General features: G+C 42.6%; 12 protein-coding genes. 4 read left to right on the plus strand and 8 right to left on the minus strand.

Going from position 1 to position 18,150, the window contains the following annotated elements; translation table 11 throughout:
- Positions 1–242: 242 nt before the first annotated feature.
- The 6 genes from B2863_RS03710 to groES all read right to left on the minus strand — a co-directional run bounded on the left by B2863_RS03710 (position 243) and on the right by groES (position 10,607).
- Positions 243–950 carry a M48 family metallopeptidase gene (locus B2863_RS03710; RefSeq protein ID WP_296207602.1) on the minus strand — a complete coding sequence of 236 codons (708 nt, stop codon included), beginning with the start codon at positions 948–950 and terminating at the stop codon, positions 243–245.
- Positions 940–4,212, minus strand: coding sequence for a type I restriction endonuclease subunit R (locus B2863_RS03715; protein WP_296207604.1), 3,273 nt, complete (start codon positions 4,210–4,212; stop codon positions 940–942). Before B2863_RS03715 ends, B2863_RS03710 begins: the two co-directional genes overlap by 11 nt.
- Positions 4,199–5,485: a restriction endonuclease subunit S gene (locus B2863_RS03720; RefSeq protein WP_296207606.1), complete on the minus strand. Its 1,287-nt coding sequence runs from the start codon at positions 5,483–5,485 to the stop codon at positions 4,199–4,201. Before B2863_RS03720 ends, B2863_RS03715 begins: the two co-directional genes overlap by 14 nt.
- Complete coding sequence (locus B2863_RS03725) at positions 5,478–8,252, minus strand: type I restriction-modification system subunit M (protein ID WP_296207608.1); 2,775 nt, start codon at positions 8,250–8,252, stop codon at positions 5,478–5,480. Before B2863_RS03725 ends, B2863_RS03720 begins: the two co-directional genes overlap by 8 nt.
- Positions 8,253–8,543: 291 nt before the next feature.
- Complete coding sequence (gene groL, locus B2863_RS03730; RefSeq protein WP_101204842.1) at positions 8,544–10,193, minus strand: chaperonin GroEL; 1,650 nt, start codon at positions 10,191–10,193, stop codon at positions 8,544–8,546.
- Positions 10,194–10,316: 123 nt separating this feature from the next.
- Positions 10,317–10,607, minus strand: coding sequence for a co-chaperone GroES (gene groES, locus B2863_RS03735; protein WP_057758860.1), 291 nt, complete (start codon positions 10,605–10,607; stop codon positions 10,317–10,319).
- Between the two features lie 477 nt (positions 10,608–11,084).
- Here groES and B2863_RS03740 point away from each other — a divergent pair, with 477 nt between their 5' ends.
- Complete coding sequence (locus tag B2863_RS03740; protein ID WP_296207610.1) at positions 11,085–11,864, plus strand: DUF3108 domain-containing protein; 780 nt, start codon at positions 11,085–11,087, stop codon at positions 11,862–11,864.
- A gap of 110 nt (positions 11,865–11,974) precedes the next feature.
- On the opposite strand, the gene B2863_RS03745 is transcribed toward B2863_RS03740, so the two are convergent.
- Complete coding sequence (locus tag B2863_RS03745; RefSeq protein WP_296207612.1) at positions 11,975–12,424, minus strand: hypothetical protein; 450 nt, start codon at positions 12,422–12,424, stop codon at positions 11,975–11,977.
- A gap of 154 nt (positions 12,425–12,578) precedes the next feature.
- Positions 12,579–13,196, minus strand: coding sequence for an NAD(P)H:quinone oxidoreductase (gene wrbA / locus B2863_RS03750; protein WP_057758854.1), 618 nt, complete (start codon positions 13,194–13,196; stop codon positions 12,579–12,581).
- Between the two features lie 256 nt (positions 13,197–13,452).
- On the opposite strand from wrbA, the gene B2863_RS03755 reads away from it, so the two are divergent.
- From B2863_RS03755 to B2863_RS03765, 3 genes are all read left to right on the plus strand, one after another.
- Positions 13,453–15,036 (plus strand): YihY/virulence factor BrkB family protein, encoded by a 1,584-nt coding sequence (locus tag B2863_RS03755; protein WP_296207614.1) that lies wholly within the window; start codon positions 13,453–13,455, stop codon positions 15,034–15,036.
- Complete coding sequence (locus B2863_RS03760; protein WP_296207616.1) at positions 15,029–16,645, plus strand: DUF2254 domain-containing protein; 1,617 nt, start codon at positions 15,029–15,031, stop codon at positions 16,643–16,645. The genes B2863_RS03755 and B2863_RS03760 overlap by 8 nt, the downstream gene beginning before the upstream one ends.
- 153 nt (positions 16,646–16,798) lie before the next feature.
- Entirely contained in the window at positions 16,799–18,073 is a 1,275-nt protein-coding gene (locus B2863_RS03765; protein WP_160022600.1) for a cation:proton antiporter, read from the plus strand.
- The last annotated feature ends 77 nt before the right edge of the window (positions 18,074–18,150 follow it).

Consider the following 18,150-nt stretch of genomic DNA (forward strand, 5'->3'; position numbering starts at 1 on the left):
TATACCGACTAGCAGTACAATGTCTCGCTCGATCATTCGTGAGTAGCAAGACCCATAATAAGTTCATTTGAACTTGATAGAATCTTGCTATGATAAAGAAGTGTCTGATGATAAGACTTGGACGTTTAGACGGGATGCGGCGGATCAATAGGTAGTTTTTATTATTTACAAATGAATTTATAAATAAAGAAGTATTCAGCTTTATGTTATTAAACTGAATACTTATGGAAGGCTTTAAATTATTATAATGTCAGTCCTGCACCATTCTTTCTTAACCACTCTTTACGCTCTTGGTAATCTGGCATTACTTTATCAACTTCATTCCAAAATGCTTCCGAGTGGTTACGACAGTGCATGTGGCATAGCTCATGGACGATTATGTAGTCGATAATTTTTGCTGGTGCCATCATGCACTTCCAATGAAAGTTAAGTGCACCTGAGACACTACAACTGGCCCAACGAAAACCCATGTCTCTTACTTTGACTGAAGAGGCTTGTACGCCAGTCTTAGGAGCATAGTAATTTACTCGCTCGGATATACGCTGTAAGCCTTTCTCTACATAATAAGCTTCGAATGCTTTTTTGGCGGCATCTGCTCCGCCTCCATCGATTATTTTTCGATTTAAGCAAAAACGACCTTCTTTAAGCTTTAATGACTCAGTTTGCTGATTTACTAGTGATAAACGGTAAGAGCGACCCAAGTATAAAAATGTCTCACCATTAACCCATTCACGAATAACAGATGTCGCATTTAGATCACGCCATTCTGCAAGGTTGCGATAAATCCATAGGCGTTTGCTTTCGACAATCGCATCGACTTGCTCAGGGCTATAATTGAGCGGAGGACGAACCACAATAATGCCATTGCGCTCAATCACGATATCTGTGGTTTTTCTATCTGCTCCAGGTAGTAACTGATAATCTATATCTCGGACTCTTCTAGCATTCACTATTCATCTCCTCCTTGATACTATTGACTAAAGAATCATGTCTATTTTTAGCCAGCTTCATGATTTCGATGGTAAGGCGTTCTCGGTTTTCTTTTAGTTCTTGGATACCCGTTAGTGTTAATGCCGTTTTGATTTTGCTACGAGTTTTTTTTTGTTTATTGGGATTATTCCAATAATCGATACTACCGACACTCGATTGTAAGGTTTCCACAATAGCTTCCATCACTACTCTCATTTTAGCCTTGTCATCATTGGGGACCTCACCATCTATAAAAGCTTGATTGGCAACATGCTCATAAAAAGTAGTCGCCTCTCGACTCATACCCTCTTCGCCTTGCTTGCGCCCCTGTATTGTTTCTGTACGCAGTTTTTCAAGCTCTTCAGCGAGCTTTTCCCAATGCTCTTGATATTGATCAATTAAGCGCTCGACCTTTTCAGATAAGCTTTTATAAAAACTAGGATCTTCATCGTGGTGCACGGTGCAATGCTTACGAATAGCATGCTCCATCTCACTGGCTTTAGCTTCAGCATTATCACCTGCATTTTTGTTAAGCTTTTCAATAAAATCATCTGCAAATAACTCAACAGGAGCCACTTTGGGGTTGATACCTAGATTCACTAGATGCTCGTTAATCAAATCTTTTACTTTGGCACCAGCATCACCCAAGCTTAGACTAGTATCTTTATAGCGCTCCTTGGTGACATTCAATATATACCCTAAACGCTTGGCAGGTACGCGGTATTTATGAGCCGATTTATGAGGCAAAATAATATCTAAGCTCAGCAAAAACTTCTTTAAATACACTTCAAAGTCAGCACGAATTTTTTCGTCTTTTAATAATTTGACTGCCTCATGTACTACTGCAGCATCTGTTTGTACATCTGGTAACTCACCTTCAATAAACTCACGAATTCTTTTTACTTTATACTGCTCAAACAACTGTAAAAGTCGTAGATAACGCTCTTCTAATATAGGCATCTCAGAGGTAATACTTTTTAAGCCATTAGTCAGTTCTTGTTCCTCGCCAGCTGCTGCATACAAAGTTAAGGCATCTGTTAGATTTTCTGTCAGACCAATATAGTCAACAATATAACCTCTACTTTTCCCTTTTTTCACGCGGTTAGTACGAGCGATAGCCTGTAATAAAGTATGCTCTCTAAGCTTTTTATCGATATACATGACTTGCTCAATCGGGGCATCAAATCCAGTCAGTAGCATGTCACAGACAATCAAGAAGGCAATACCTGAATTGGCTTTATCAGGATCTTCCATATCAAATGGTTTACAGAAGTTTTCAACGGCATTCATTACGCGCGCTTGTTTGCGCGCTTTGGTGATATAAGAGGCTTCATTGGTACCATCACCTGAAATAACTACTGCTGCTTTTAAAAACTCAACTCGTTTAACCTGCTCAAAATCGGGCTCCTCTTTCGCTTTCAACATTTCTACATGGGCTTTGAGTGCGGCATGAATAGCCTCTTGATAACGCACGGCGGCAAGCTTTGAGGAACAGACGACCTGCGCTTTGAATTGGTTAGGGTAAATATGCTCAAGATAATGTTTCACCATGTCTTTAGCAATGGCATTGATACGATTTTCAGCCTCTAGTATATCGCCTGTTGCGCCATATTTCTTCTTAATGGCGAGCAGCTCCTCGTCAGTACGGTCTTTGAATAGGTTCTCAAAGCTAGTCTCAAACCCATGCTTATCGTTGAGCGCATCATCAGAAGTTCGACCTTCATAGAGTATCTGTAATGTAGTGCCATCTCTGACAGCATCCATGAGTTTGTATTGATCTATGTAACTACCAAAACGCTTATGAGTTTTTTTGGCACCATGTCGGTCTGTGATTAGCGGCGTTCCAGTAAAGGCAATACGAGCCGCATTGGGAAATGCTTCAAATACATTGTCGCCTAGATCTGAGCCTTGGGTACGATGAGCCTCATCTATCATCAATAAAATACGTGATGAGTCATTGACGACGCCAAAGGTTTGACTGGTCGGGATCGCTTGATAGGTGCTTAGCGCCTCTGATACACAGTTAGGCATTGCGGTATCACGTAACTGAAACTTATGTACCATCACCATATTGATATCGGAGCTGTCCGTCGCTAATTGTTCTCGCAATGCTTTGTTGTTTTCTATAGTGTTTACTCGACCACCGATGATGGTCGCTGTGACGGCAAGCTGATCTTCAAGGTCGACACGATCATTGATTAAAAGTATTTTGTAATCGTTTAAATCACGCGAAGCTCTGAGCATGCGCGCTACAAAAACCATAGTCAGACTCTTACCTGAGCCCTGAGTGTGCCAAACCACGCCACTTTTATCTTCAGCCGTTTCTCCATCGCGCAGGCGCGCAATAATCTTGTTAGCAGCACGGAACTGCTGATAACGACTGACGACTTTGATACGCGGTCCAGCATCGGTATCCATAAACACCGAACAGTTACGCAGCATTGCCAGTAAGTTCGTTTTATTGAGCATACCATTGATCAGTTGCTGCTGTTGATTCCAACCTTGGGCGACTTTATCGGGTTGCGGCCATTGGGTTTTCCAAGGGTAAAAATGCTCCTCCCCTGAGGTAATGGTGCCATAGTCAGCTTCAATACCGCAGCTACGAATGAGCAGCATTGAAGTGTGAAACAGTCGCGGTTCGCCTTCTTTAAGTCCGTGATCCTTTGTCGCTTTGCGTTTATTCATATAGCGTTGTAGCTGTACAAAGGCTTCAGCCATAGGATTGGCGCAGGTCGGTCCACCCTTTTTACATTCGATGACGATTAGCGGAATACCATTAACGAATAGCACAATATCAGGGACGATAAACTGCTTCACACAGCCTGGAGTATCGATACGAAACTGATTGATAGCATGAAAGGTATTATTCTCTGGATAAGCAAAATCAATGAGCTTAACGATTGGGTCTTGCTCACCCGTTATCTCGTTGACATCGACTTGTGATTTGAACAATAGCTTTTGAATGGCTTCATTGGCCTCAAGCAAGGTGCGATTGGGCTGGCGCAATATCTGATCTTGCAAGTCTTGCAACTGCTTATCCGTGAGCCAAGGCTGCCCGTCAGCAGTGGTATTGATAGCGGCTACGCTTTTAGCAAAGACCTCAGGCAATAACCACTCACGAAAGTTATAACGCAAACTCTTGCTAGGGTCTCGCGGGATGCCTTCGCCTTGGTCGATACTTAACCAACCTAATTCCGTCAATTGCTCAAGAAAAGGCTGTTCCACTTCGCTATATTCCGACATGATCAGCCTCGACTTCGTCAACTGTTACTCGTTTTTTACCGGTCAGTAGATCGTGCATTAGGCCTTGCTTTTGTTTATTCAACTTTTTGTTTTCTGCGTTTAGCGTATCAATTCTACTATTAGCTGCTTTTATTCTAGTTTCTATTTCTAGTTGTTCATCGATTGAAGGAACTCCTATCGGGTAAGCTTTTAACTGAGTAGAATTTATAGAGGCAAGATTAGTAGATTGTTTTGAGCTTAATATAAAATACTTTTTACCAAAATTAGATTCAGACCAAAATGCCAAAAAATAAGGTCGTAAAACATCTCTATCAACACGTACTCTGAACACATGGTTTTGATGTATGCAGCAGTCAATTTCTCCTTGCCAAACGGTTCCTCGACCAAGTTTATCAAAGTCGCCACCTTCATTCATAAGCACGTCACCAGAAATCAGCATTAATTTAGATATTGCTGTTTGACTCACTGTCACTTCTTTTACTTCTGTTAAGTCTAGATAACCATCTTGTACATTGGCAACACGTAAATATGGCACAACAATATTTTGATCTGGAGATAACTTTGAATTAAGCGTTATGCCCGACGCTATATCTGAGATATCACCTAGGTTTATAACATCCCATTCCTTAGGAATCCAACCAATCTGAGTTTCCTGATAAAGCTCAGGCGCTTGGTCACGAGTAGGACGCAGTTTGCCATCAGCTCCAATACCACGAGTAAACAAATCCTGCATTAGCCCTGCTTTAATAAGCTGATACTTGGCAATCAAAGCTTCAGTTTTTTCGATGTTTTTATCTATAGATTGTAAAATTGTGGCAATCTTTTTTTGTTCTGGTAACTTATGAAATTTAAAAGCAAACCTCCCAAACTCAGATTTGTTTAATATCGGGATTGTTGTTTGTGGTGCTAGATTTTTGAATTTCTCTATATTGTTCAAAATTAAGTAGTAAATGTACTTAAATTCAAAGTTTTCAAATGGCACTAATGAATTAATTTGCTGGTTGGTTAAACCTGACTTTTCACTAATAGACATTTTCCCTATAGAACCAATGCAAGTTACCATTATCGAGTTCTTAGGAATAAGCCTTCCGTATATTAAAGCTTCTTCAGAAACAGTTCTTTCAGTATTTTCACAATATACACTTCCATTGAAATCAGCTGGTGAGTAAAAAGGAATTTCTCCAATCCAGAATGCATTATTTTTTGTACTCGGTGTATTGCCTGTAACTATAGAACCTACTTGAGATAAGGTGTATGTATTCCAATCACTCATAACCCAACTCCATCAAAAACGCTTGCAGTTGCTCAGACGCGGCATCTCGCTCTTGCTCGATAGTCTTTGCCGTCGTTGCGTACTTTGACCATAAGTTCTCAATCGCTTTGACACAGGCGCGTTGATCTGCTTTTAGATAAGCCTGATAGGTATTCATCAAGGTCCGACGTAAGCGCTCGATAATCACTATCCGCGCCTCATCCGCTAATATCTTGGCTTTGGCACTGTTGACCAGCTCATCACGGTTAGACTCTATACCTTTGATACTCGCTCTAATCTCACGTACCTCATCTTCTAGCGCTTTATGACGCTCAAGGCTGTTTGTCATCTGCTGACTGCGCTCATAAGCAAACTGACCTTGATTCATAGCTTCGGTCAGTAGTGGCGCATACTCTGAGACATGACCGACCTCTGCCGCCAAATCCAGAATCCGCTGACCATTCGCGAATACCGGAACCGTTTGGGTCATGCCTTCGCTACTGTAGTAGCTCTTTTTACTACCTTTAGGGATTAAATCAGCGACTTTTAATTCATTGTATATATTACCCGCCAGCGCTTTTAGCTCCTTTAGATACGCTTTCCATTGCGCATTGATGTCCTTTAGCTCCTCTTTTTTCTGCTTCACCTCATCTGAAGGCAATACACCGCTATCGTCGGTATCCTCAAAATCCTCCTCATCAGCCGCCACAAACAGCGCTTGTAGCTCTGCTAGTCGAGATTGCGAAGTTTCTAACTCTGCTAGCACCTCAGGGAATTGGCTTTGCAAAATCTCTTGATCGGGAATCAGCTCAGCGCTCCAACCACTAGCAGCGATAGACTTAAAGTCCGCTTTTAACTCGTCGACATACTTAGCAAAGGCACCGCGTACTTGGAATGTGGTCAATAAATCTTGATTGGCTAATTCTTGTTCGATGCTCTCTAATAACTGACTACGCATGACATAGACATTATTACCTTGGACGTCATGTTGGTTCTCAGGATCAGGAGCTAGTGCTTCGACTACTGGCAAATTAACGTGCCACCATACTTCTAGTTGAGCCATAAACTGAGCGTGTTTAGCAGTGACACTCTGATGACTAGTAATGACATCAGCTATCTCACGTTTGTCAGCTATTACTGGCGCTAGATCAATATAAACATCATCTCGCGGGATAAAAATATCATCGCGGAGCTGCGTATAGTTGGACCAATAGTGCTGTAAGCTGTCTACCTCAGTTATCGGCACGCCGCCATGTAGATGTGCGCGCACATCGTGAGGCTCAGGAGCTGGTGCGTTATCGACATAACGACGAATGTTGCAGTTATAATCCTCCGCTGCGATTTCTGTATGAGGTACTAATCGCGCATAAGCAGGAATGTCATCACCTGAACGATAAGCGTGAATGATCTTATCGATATCTTCAGGGCGTAGATGATTCTGTGCCTTACCTTCACGATACTCACGATCTGCATTAATAAATAACACATGATCCCGATCTACAGCACCTGCTTTGTTTATCACCAAAATACAGGCGGGAATACCGGTACCATAGAACAAATTGCTTGGCAAACCGATGACCGCTTCTAAATAACCATTATTAATAAAGTGCTTACGAGCTTCACGTTCTTCAGCGCCTCTAAACAATACGCCATGTGGCATAACCGTCGCCACTCGGCCATCATGCTTTAGAACAGCTATCATATGCTGAACAAACATTAAGTCTGCTTTTTTACCTTTTTCAGGCAACATCACAGGAAAACGACCAGGAAACTTAAGGTTCTTTTTAATGTAGTTTTGACTAAATGGAGGATTGGCAACCACCCGATCAAAGCGTTTTAGCTCATTGTCTTCGCCTAAATGCTGTGGTTCACGCAACGTATCCTCTTGACGAATATCAGCATGAGAAATCCCATGTAACAGCATATTCATCTTACAGATTGACCATGTAGTACCAATCTTTTCTTGGCCATTCAAAGCTATTTCATCGGCGCTGCCACCATTTTCACGCAAGTAATCGCGCATTTGAATCAGCATGCCACCAGAACCTACCGTCGGATCGTAGACACTCATGCCTTCTTTAGGATCACATATCTCCACACAAAGTCGCACTACTTCAGCTGGAGTATAGAATTCACCTGCCTTTTTTCCAGCCGAATCAGCGAAGTATTTGATCAGCCACTCATAGGCAGCTCCTAATAAATCAGGAAACTCAAAATCTTCGTCTTTTAACGGAATCGCTTCAAAGTTCTGTACGAAGTCAGCTAGAGTATCGTCGTCTAGTGTTCGTGAACCGATCTTGCGGTTAAAGTTAATACTTTTTAACACGTCTTGTAACGCTTCAGGATTGGCATCTTCAATCGATTCTAAGGCTTTGTTTAAGGTAGTACCGACATTCTCTTTTACGTGCTTTAAGGCAGGATGTTGAATGGTTACTTTTTTCGGATGACCGTCTATGTCTAAAAGAATATTACCCTCTCGATCCTTTCGAATTGTCTCTTCAATCCAGCCTTCATTCCAACGCGCGCGTGGCGGCACAAAAAAATACTTGCCCGCGTAATTATCTGGATCATTGAGCTCAATCTCAATGTCTTCATCAGACATGCCTTGCGTTTTATATACTGCTCTGAGTTCAACTCTACGTTGATCAAACAAATCACTAGCCCGCTTCAAAAACAGCATACCAAAGATATATTCTTTATATTCACTAGCATCCATGCTTCCACGTAAATCATCACAGGCGGTAAGTAACAGATATTCAAGGCGCGATAAGGTAAGTTTCTGTGTCATTTGATAGTCTCTAGTTATTGCTTTCTTTAAGTTAAATCTAAAAATTAAAATATTCCAATTTGCATGATAAAACTCTAATATCTTAAAATTGGTTCGCTTTTTTAGTAGCTGTACTATAGGCTTTTTCCTCGACCAATTTCAACCATCGTTCTACTTATTTGGAGATTAGATCGATTAATAATAGAACAATAAAAAAGCCCCGACTCAATGAGTTGGGACTTTTTTATACTTCATCACCTACAACCATCATAGATGGTTTTAAGCTAATGGGACTATCTTAGTAAGTGCAGCTTACATCATGCCGCCCATTCCACCCATACCGCCCATTCCAGCACCGCCGCCCATAGCAGCCATACCGTCATCACCTTGCGGTAAATCAGTGATCATAACTTCAGTCGTTAGCATTAGGCCTGCAACAGATGCGGCATTTTCTAGTGCTGAGCGAGCAACTTTAGCTGGATCAAGGATACCCATCTCTAGCATATCGCCATATTCGCCAGTCGCTGCGTTGTAACCGTAGTTACCACTGCCACTCTTCACTTCGTTAACCACAACTGAAGCTTCTTCGCCAGCGTTAGTTACGATTTGACGTAGTGGTGCTTCCATCGCGCGACGTAGGATGTTCATACCCGCGTTTTGATCATCGTTATCACCGCGTAGTTCAGACAATGCATTCATCGCACGAACTAAGGCAACACCGCCACCAGGTACAACGCCTTCTTCGACCGCTGCACGAGTTGCATGTAGCGCATCGTCAACACGGTCTTTCTTCTCTTTCATTTCAGTTTCAGTTGCTGCGCCGACTTTGATAACTGCTACGCCGCCTGCTAGTTTAGCAACACGTTCTTGTAGCTTTTCTTTATCATAGTCAGAAGTAGACTCTTCGATTTGACGGTTGATAGACTCAACACGGTTTTCGATGTCAGCTTTGTTGCCAGCGCCATCAACGATAACGGTGTTTTCTTTACCGACAGTCACTTTCTTAGCAGTACCAAGTTGCTCTAGAGTAGCAGTCTCTAAGCTTAGGCCAATCTCTTCAGAGATTACAGTACCGCCAGTTAGTGTTGCGATGTCTTCTAGCATTGCTTTACGACGATCGCCGAAACCTGGTGCTTTAACAGCACAAGTTTTCAAGCCGCCACGCATGTTGTTCACAACTAGTGTTGCTAGTGCTTCGTTTTCTACATCTTCAGCGATGATTAGCAACGGCTTGCTCTGCTGCATTACTTGCTCAAGTAATGGCACGATCTCACGGATGTTGCTGATTTTTTTGTCAACGAGCAAGATATATGGGTTTTCAAATTCAGCAGTTAGGCTGTCTTGCTTGTTAGCGAAGTACGGGCTGATATAACCACGGTCAAACTGCATACCTTCTACAACTTCTAGGGTATCTTCGAAGCTTGAACCTTCTTCAACAGTGATAACGCCTTGCTTGCCTACTTTTTCCATCGCTTGTGAGATCAGCTCACCGATTTTGGTGTCTGAGTTTGCAGAGATAGAACCAACTTGAGCGATTGCTTTGTGATCGTCAGCTGGCGTTGATAGTTTATGGATTTCTTTAACCGCTTCACGTACCGCTTTGTCGATACCGCGCTTAAGATCCATTGGGTTCATGCCGGCAGCAACTGACTTCATGCCTTCTTGTAGGATTGACTGAGCCAATACAGTCGCAGTGGTTGTACCATCACCAGCGACATCATTAGTGCGACTAGCTACTTCACGTACCAGTTGTGCACCCATGTTTTCAAATTTGTTTTCTAGCTCGATTTCTTTGGCAACCGATACACCATCTTTAGTGATGGTAGGTGCGCCAAATGATTTGTCGATAACAACGTTACGACCTTTAGGGCCTAATGTTACACGTACTGCGTTTGCTAGAACGTTTACGCCGTCCATCATTTGTTTACGGGCATCAATGCCGAATTTTACGTCTTTTGCCATGTTAAATTACTCCACTATTATAAGTATGAGAATACAATTGATTGATTTGATAGTTGCTTATCAAAAGCGATTATTAGAAACTGCTATCAAAATGTGCTGAGTATAAAATAATACTCAAAAGGACTAGCCTTCTAGCACACCCAATACATCAGACTCTTTCATAATCAATAGTTCTTCACCGTCAACCTTTACGGTTTGACCAGCATATTGACCGAACAAAACTTTGTCGCCAGCTTTTACATCTAACGCACGAGTTTCACCGTTGTCACGAACTTGACCATTACCAACTGCAAGCACTTCACCTTGTGAAGGTTTTTCTTGTGCTGAACCAGGAAGCAAGATACCACCAGCTGTCTTTGTTTCTTCTTCTATGCGGCGGACGACAATACGGTCATGTAAAGGACGAATGTTCATCGATATGACTCCAAAAGTTGGTTAATAAAATTAAGGGTTTATTTGAATTAATGGTCTCAATACCAGTATCTATAAGGAACACTGCCAAAAACAACGCTTTATAGATAAGCCTTGAGCTTGTAACAAAAAGTGGGGGCAAGGTGAGTTCGGTTCAAGTGTAAAGCCCAAAAATTTACAAGATTATTTTACAAAAATTTATCAACCAACATCTCATATCGATGCTTTACGTTTAGTAAGGCCAATATGCTAATCAAATAAGGACAAGAAGTAGGAATATCTAAAGATATTGACGAGCTGAATTTATATTTTGACCAATACCAAATCAACTATAGAAACATTTGCTACAAGCACTACACGAAGCGGTATGACACCACGCTTGAAAATGTAACAGCGTATGACCATTATAGGTCTGGTAAACATAATAAGAACGAACGAAAAAAATTGCTATATCGGCAATAAATTAATGAAGGGGTATCTATGAGTTTTTCATCAATGCACAAAAAGTCATCAAGCGACAATGTTGATAATGCTAATAACGCAAAACGCAGTCCATCTAAATTTTTATCTGCCTTAGTAACAGGCATCAGTATCTCTACCGTTGGAGCTTTGAGTATGACCGCACCTACCCTTGCCAGCGCAAAAACCGTCCAACCATCAACTGCCGATTATAGTTTTACCGTTGAGGACAAATACAAAGGCACAGCAACTCGTACGCTAAGCAAATCTGGTAATACGTGGAAATATAATGTCAAGGCTCGCGTCGCCGGTGTGGCTAGTGCCTCGCAAAACAGTACTTTTACGCTTAATGGTAATAATGTCAGTCCCACGCAGGCAAGCACTACGTACAAACTACTTGGCATGGGTCGCACACATAAACTAGACTTTAACCCAAGCAGCAAAAAAGTCACCAGTAACTATAAGGGCAAGTCGACGACTATGAACATGTCGCAACAAGCCTTTGATGATTTGAGCCTTGAGGTACAGATTCGTCAGGATTTATTAAACGGTAAGTTCTCTGGTAATTACTACATGGCAAAAAAAGACAAAATCGAGAAGACGCCATTTAAAAAGTCAGGCAGCACTAAAATTACCGTACCAGCGGGTACCTTTGATACGGTACGTGTTGACCGCGTCCACGATGACGATAGCCGCTCTACCAGCTTTTGGTTAGCCCCAAGCTTGGACTATATGCCAGTTAAAGTTAGCCAAATTAACGATGGTAAGAAAATGGATTTAGAATTAACTAAGATTAATTAATCTACTTATCTTGAAAGTTATAAACAAAAAAGCGGCGCTCCAGATGGGGCGCCGCTTTTTTATGGTTTTAGATTAATGGATATAATTTATTAGGCTTCAGGTAAGTTTAATTATTGACGAGGTTTCTTCACAACATTGTTCATCGAAGGCAGGCGTTTAAGCAGAATAAATAGCCAAATATTGATAGCAAGCAATAGTAAGAAATCCGCTAAGTACACAGCGATTTCTGCCCCGCTACTGCCATATATACGAGTAAACAGCACCACGCCACTCGCACCCAAATATACCAAGGTAAACATACTACTTATCAACAATGCATAAGGTGAACGACCACGCAATATCCATGGCGTCAGAATCAACGCGGGCACTAGCCATAAAGCCTGCCAAGCAATACCGCCAACGATATCAGGGCTACTAGGATTAAAAATACTAATAAAGATAGGCAATCCGAGCAGTCTATAAACGAGCCAAATTAACCACGTAACCTTCAAGCGCTGTGCAATAGGTGCGATAGGCTTAACCGTTTTAAGAGGCTTTGTATTAGAGCGGGTTGTGGCCATTAGATATTTTGATTTCCTAAATGAATAATATACTGCTGAAGATGAATAAGTAGCTCTTTGTTATAACCACTTGCTTATAACCAAGTGATTATAGCCATTCAATCATAAACTTTGAGACTCAGACGCTTCTAAACAGCAGGTTTATAACAGTTGCTTATCGGCCCCAATTAGCCTGTGCTAATGCAGCCGCCGTAATCGCTAAACGGCGACCCTGCGCAATACCCAAATCTCGCTCGTCAGCAGATATAGGCTGATCATGCGATGCACCGCTGACATGGCTAGCACCATAAGGTGTACCGCCGCGATGCGTACGGTTCAGTGCTGGCTCTGCATAGGGCACACCTACGATGACCATACCGTGATGCATCAGTGGCAACATCATCGTCAACAACGTCGTTTCTTGGCCACCATGCATGGAACCTGTCGCCGTAAATACTGAGGCTGGTTTGTTTTGTAGGTTCCCTGCAAGCCATAAGGTCACGGTATTATCCCAAAAATACTTCATGGGTGCGGCCATATTACCAAAGTGCGTTGGGCTACCAAGCGCAAGACCGCTACAGTCTTTTAGATCATCCATCGTACAGTACAAGTCACCCTCATCAGGTATCGCAGGCTTACTCGAGGTGGTTTCAGGTGCCACTGTCGGTACCGTACGGATACGCGCGGTCATGCCAGCATCTTCAATACCTTGAGCGATAGCATATGCTAATGTCTTAGTTGTACCGTAATTAGAATAATAAAGCACCAAAACATAAGGGTCGGTCTGACTCATTAGCAAAGCTTCCTCATAAAATCGTTAGGCATACTAGCCACCAAAAATGCGGTGAAATATATGACTAACTGGCATTGTAGAATATGTGCACATTATGCCCGAGTCATTCACTGTCATGCAAATAACCATGATTGATAACCTGACTTATATTGTATCTGATGTGCTACGTGGTGCATTTTGACACAATTAAACCGCAGATGATAACCGTTCATCTTTGTTACACTATTGTCACTCTTACTTTTGCTTAATGGTCGACATGGAAAAATTATCTCAAAAACTCCCGTTTTTACAGCAGCGCTGGTTTCAGTTTTTACGGTTTTTGACTCGGCATTTTTTTGAAGATAATTGCCAGCAAAAGGCAGCTTCGCTGACATACACCACTATGCTGTCGATTGTGCCTGTATTAACGGTATTACTGATGATTTTATCATCCGTACCAGCTCTCGCATCGGTTAGAGCTCAGATATATGACGTCATCTATAGCAATCTGTTACCGCAATCGAGCATGCAAGTTAGTGAGTATATTAATAGCTTCGCCGAAAAGTCATCCAATCTAACCATCATCGGTGCCATGATTTTATTCTTTACGACTATCATGACCTTGACCACCATTGAACGCGCGTTTAACCAGATTTGGCGAGTAGAAGATCGCTCTGGTGGTATCAAAAGCATGCTGCGTTATTGGACTATTGTTACCCTAGGACCATTAGTATTGGGCACCGCTTTTATCGCTTCAAGTACTGTACAGAGTCTGAGCTTTCTCAATCGTCAAATTGCAGGCTACGGTATCGACTGGAGCTTTTGGGTACAAATGGCATCGATTGGTATTACGATGGCAGGCTTTATCGGTATGTACTGGTTTATTCCAAAGGCGCGCGTACCAGCAAAAAACGCAGCCATCGCTGGCGTGTTCGTGGCCATTGTCTTTGAATTGATGAAGCACCTGTTTGGTACAGTGATGGCTAACTTTACCAGCTACGAAGCGATTTACGGCGCTTTTGCCGCATTGCCTATCTTTCTACTATGGATTTATCTGTCGTGGAATTTGATTTTATTAGGCGTTGAGATCAGCTATACCTTGACCATCTTTGAGACAGAAGAAGTCTACCCTCGTCACCCGTTACTCAGCTTGCTAGATATGTTGAACTTGGTCTATACCCACCACTTAAAAGGTGAAGCTGTTAGCGAACAAGCACTGCGCAATGTCTTAGGTCGCAAAGAGCTGCCGAAATGGTATACCTATATCAACTACCTACAAGACAGTAATCTTATCACCATGACAGATGATGATGACTATGTGCTCAAAAGAGACCTGAGTAGGATGACGTTATGGGACTTTTATCGTACCTTGCCCTACCCACTTCCTATCAAGGACGAGTTGGATGAGATGAAATTGGAAGGTCAAAAGCCTTGGCTAAGTTTGCTAGTAAAACGTTTTGAGAATACTGAAGCGTATGCCAAACAGCAACTGCATCTGCCGCTAAATGCTATCTTTGCCAATAGTGAACCTCGTAAACAATCTACTAGCAAGCATGGCGATGACCGTAAACTATTTAGAAAAACCTCTGCCGCCACTGAAAACGTACAACGACATGATAATCTAGATGGATATAGCCAGAGTGCTTACAACGGTAATGATCCGAATCTTGAAGCCTCACCGCACCTAGAACCGATGGCTTATGACAAAGACAGCGCTATTGAATATGACGATCACGACAACGAAGCCATCATACCTCTAGGGACCAGTGATAGTCATGCTGAAACAGATATGACCAAACGTGCGCATAAAAACGCTATTATTACAGAAGCAGATAACCCTAAGGCTCATCACAGTGAATAAAAATGATGGAGACAGCATCTGGACACGTGCGATCAATGCAGGTCAAAACAGGCTTAAGCAGTTCACTAAATTGTGGTCAATACAAACGCTGACCGACTTGCCTGATCGCTTAAATAATTTGTGGCAGTGGCTGATTGGCTCCTACTGGTTTATCCCAACCGCTTGTGTCATCGTGGGTATTTTGCTTGCTCCTTTACTAGTCGCGATTGATCAGCATTTTGATCGTGAAACGGTAAAAGAGATCTCCTTTGCTTTTACTGGTGATGACGAGGCGGCGCGCGCGATTATGACAGCCATCGCTGGTGCGGTACTGGGCGTGGCCGGTACGACATTTTCGATTACGATCGCCGTCCTGTCGATGGCATCCTCACAGTTTGGCCCAAGACTGCTACGTAACTTTTTGACTGATACCCCAAACCAGTTTGTCCTTGGCGCTTTTATCGGTACATTTAGCTATAGCTTACTGGTACTAAAGTCGATCCATAAGTCTGACGTAGCTTTTGGTGTACCGCAATTGGCAGTGACTTTTGCCATTATTATGGCGATTATCTGTGCGCTGCTCTTGGTTTATTTTGTACAGCATATGGTGCATGCTATTCAGGCGTCACATGTCATTCAAAATGCTAGCAACGATGCGATTGCAAACATTTACTATTGGTATAACGATCGTTGTGATATCCAACATCAACGCGATGCTGAGCACCATGATATCGAGCAGTTCCAAAACTGGCCTGCTATGCCGATTTATTCACCAAATTCCGGTTATCTACAGCAGATTTATCTTGAGTCATTGATTGCGCTGTCACAAGACTATGGGGGCGTGGTACAAATGCATGTCAACCTCGGTAATTACGTCACTGACAAAAACGTCATTGGCTACTTTTATCAGCGACCTGCATCTCATCCAAATAATCGCCAAAGGACAGCAACACCGCATCTAGCAGTAATACCTAGAGCACCTGATGGACTGTTTTGGCAACGTCTTGCAGGTTGCCTACGACTTGAGCAACGATTGGCGCACTCTAACGACATTGCCTATAGCTTAGGTCAAATGACGGAGATTGCTGTACGCGCGTTATCCCCTGGTATCAATGATCCAAAGACTGCGGTCAATTGCGTCCAGTCTTTAACCAGCTGTCTGAGTATCATGATGCGTCGTCAGCCACCGAGCCCTTATCATTTTCACATACCGCAATCAGACACTAACGATAGCTCTGAAAATACTGTCAAACAGAAGCGACTGGCCATATTGGCACTAGTCACTCATATCCCCAAAATTTCCGACTTTATCAATGTATCACTCGGTGAGATACGTCGTTATGCAGCTGCTGACCTAATGGTCTTAAAAGCATTGTGTCAGGCAATGGTCAATTTGAACTATGCACGGGTAAACAGCGCACAGCAGCAAACGCTATTACATGAATTGCATCTGATTCAGCGCGCCGGAGAAGAGAATTTAAATTATCAGGAGCTGGTCGATGACTTGGTCGCTATGTGCGAACAAGCCAAGCAATTTATCCTTGATAACGATGCGCAGCACAAGCATTTTAATTATGTCAGTGAGTTTGAAGCGGATATTCGTCAAGCATTACAGACACAGTCTAGTTAATGACATGACCAGTTAACTGTTTAAACAAATGGCAATATCAGCCCTTATAAGCACTTTACTTATAAGCACAACACCTATAGCTAGCAACACTTATAACGTCCCTATAAGCCCTGCGCTTTAGATACTTTTATATTTATATGAGACCTACTTTTTATGGCATCTGCAACCAGCCTCACCATTCTAGAAATCAGCGCCATATTTTTGTCGATTACTGCTTCATTAACTTATATCAATCACCGCTTTATTGGTCTGCCGACCACTATCGGTGTCATGGTCATCTCTATCTTACTGTCAATCGGTGCGATATTTTTAGGCTTCTTAGGGTTTGATCAGCTGATCGATTACGAAGTCAGTTTATTGGAGCAGCTTGATTTTACCGAAGTACTTTTAGACGGTATGCTATCGATGTTGCTATTTGCAGGCGCATTACACGTCAATATTGGTGACTTAAGACGCTATAAATTACCTATCGGCATCCTTGCTGGACTTGGTACAATCATATCGGCGATGCTCATTGCGACCGCGATTTACTTTATGTTGCCGCTCTTCGGTTTCGGCCTGCCATTTCTCTGGTGCCTTTTATTTGGGGCGCTTATCTCCCCTACCGATCCTATTGCCGTCATGGGCATCCTGTCGTCAGCAGGTGCTCCAAAGAGCATCGAGACCGTCATCGCTGGCGAGTCATTGTTCAATGATGGTATCGGCGTGGTTATCTTCGTCTTACTGCTGGGGATTTTATCTAGCGGTGATATCCCTACTGCCAACTACGTCGCACATACTTTGGCGGTTGAAGCTGGTGGCGGCGTTGTATTCGGACTGGTACTTGGTGCGATTTTGTACTACTTGCTCAAGAGCATTGATAGCTATCAAGAAGAAGTACTATTAACATTAGCGGGCGTCATCGGTGGCTATGCGTTGGCCAGTCATTGGCATTTATCAGGGCCACTCGCCATGGTCATGATGGGTCTGATGGTTGGTAATCGTGGTCGAGAGCTAGCCATGAGTGATAAGACACGGCACTATATTGACTTGTTCTGGGAATTGATTGACGAGATTTTAAACGCCATTCTATTTGTGCTCATCGGTCTAGAAGTTGTGATGATTGCTTATTCAGGCAATTTATTTATTGCTAGTGGTTTGACCATTTTGATTGCGCTGATTGCTCGATTTATCGTGGTAGGTATGACGACCAAGACTTTTCATCGTCAGCTTGATTTGCCTACGGGCGCATGGAAAGTTCTGACATGGGGCGGCTTACGCGGTGGTATCTCGGTCGCGTTAGTATTACAGCTACCGATCGGGGCTGAACGAGAGATTTTATTGGCACTCACTTATGCGGTGGTGATTTTCTCCATCTTGGTACAAGGTCTAAGCGTTGGTAAAGTCGCTAAAAGCATTCGTACGGATGAAAAAACAGTAGACGTATAAGCTAAAAATATATTAGGCACAAAAAATCCAGCATCAGATACTTGTCTTATGCTGGATTTTTTAACTTAAATTTAAAT

Origin of the sequence: Psychrobacter sp. UBA3480 (assembly GCF_002377945.1) — a bacterium.
Taxonomy (GTDB): domain Bacteria; phylum Pseudomonadota; class Gammaproteobacteria; order Pseudomonadales; family Moraxellaceae; genus Psychrobacter.

Excerpts from the sequence above, each read along its gene's own strand:
- B2863_RS03715 (WP_296207604.1), bottom strand. The coding sequence starts at position 4,212 with ATGTCGGAATATAGCGAAGTGGAACAGCCTTTTCTTGAGCAATTGACG.
- B2863_RS03720 (WP_296207606.1), bottom strand. The coding sequence starts at position 5,485 with ATGAGTGATTGGAATACATACACCTTATCTCAAGTAGGTTCTATAGTT.
- B2863_RS03725 (WP_296207608.1), bottom strand. The coding sequence starts at position 8,252 with ATGACACAGAAACTTACCTTATCGCGCCTTGAATATCTGTTACTTACC.
- groL (WP_101204842.1), bottom strand. The coding sequence starts at position 10,193 with ATGGCAAAAGACGTAAAATTCGGCATTGATGCCCGTAAACAAATGATG.
- groES (WP_057758860.1), bottom strand. The coding sequence starts at position 10,607 with ATGAACATTCGTCCTTTACATGACCGTATTGTCGTCCGCCGCATAGAA.
- B2863_RS03740 (WP_296207610.1), top strand. The coding sequence starts at position 11,085 with ATGAGTTTTTCATCAATGCACAAAAAGTCATCAAGCGACAATGTTGAT.
- B2863_RS03745 (WP_296207612.1), bottom strand. The coding sequence starts at position 12,424 with ATGGCCACAACCCGCTCTAATACAAAGCCTCTTAAAACGGTTAAGCCT.
- wrbA (WP_057758854.1), bottom strand. The coding sequence starts at position 13,196 with ATGAGTCAGACCGACCCTTATGTTTTGGTGCTTTATTATTCTAATTAC.
- B2863_RS03755 (WP_296207614.1), top strand. The coding sequence starts at position 13,453 with ATGGAAAAATTATCTCAAAAACTCCCGTTTTTACAGCAGCGCTGGTTT.
- B2863_RS03765 (WP_160022600.1), top strand. The coding sequence starts at position 16,799 with ATGGCATCTGCAACCAGCCTCACCATTCTAGAAATCAGCGCCATATTT.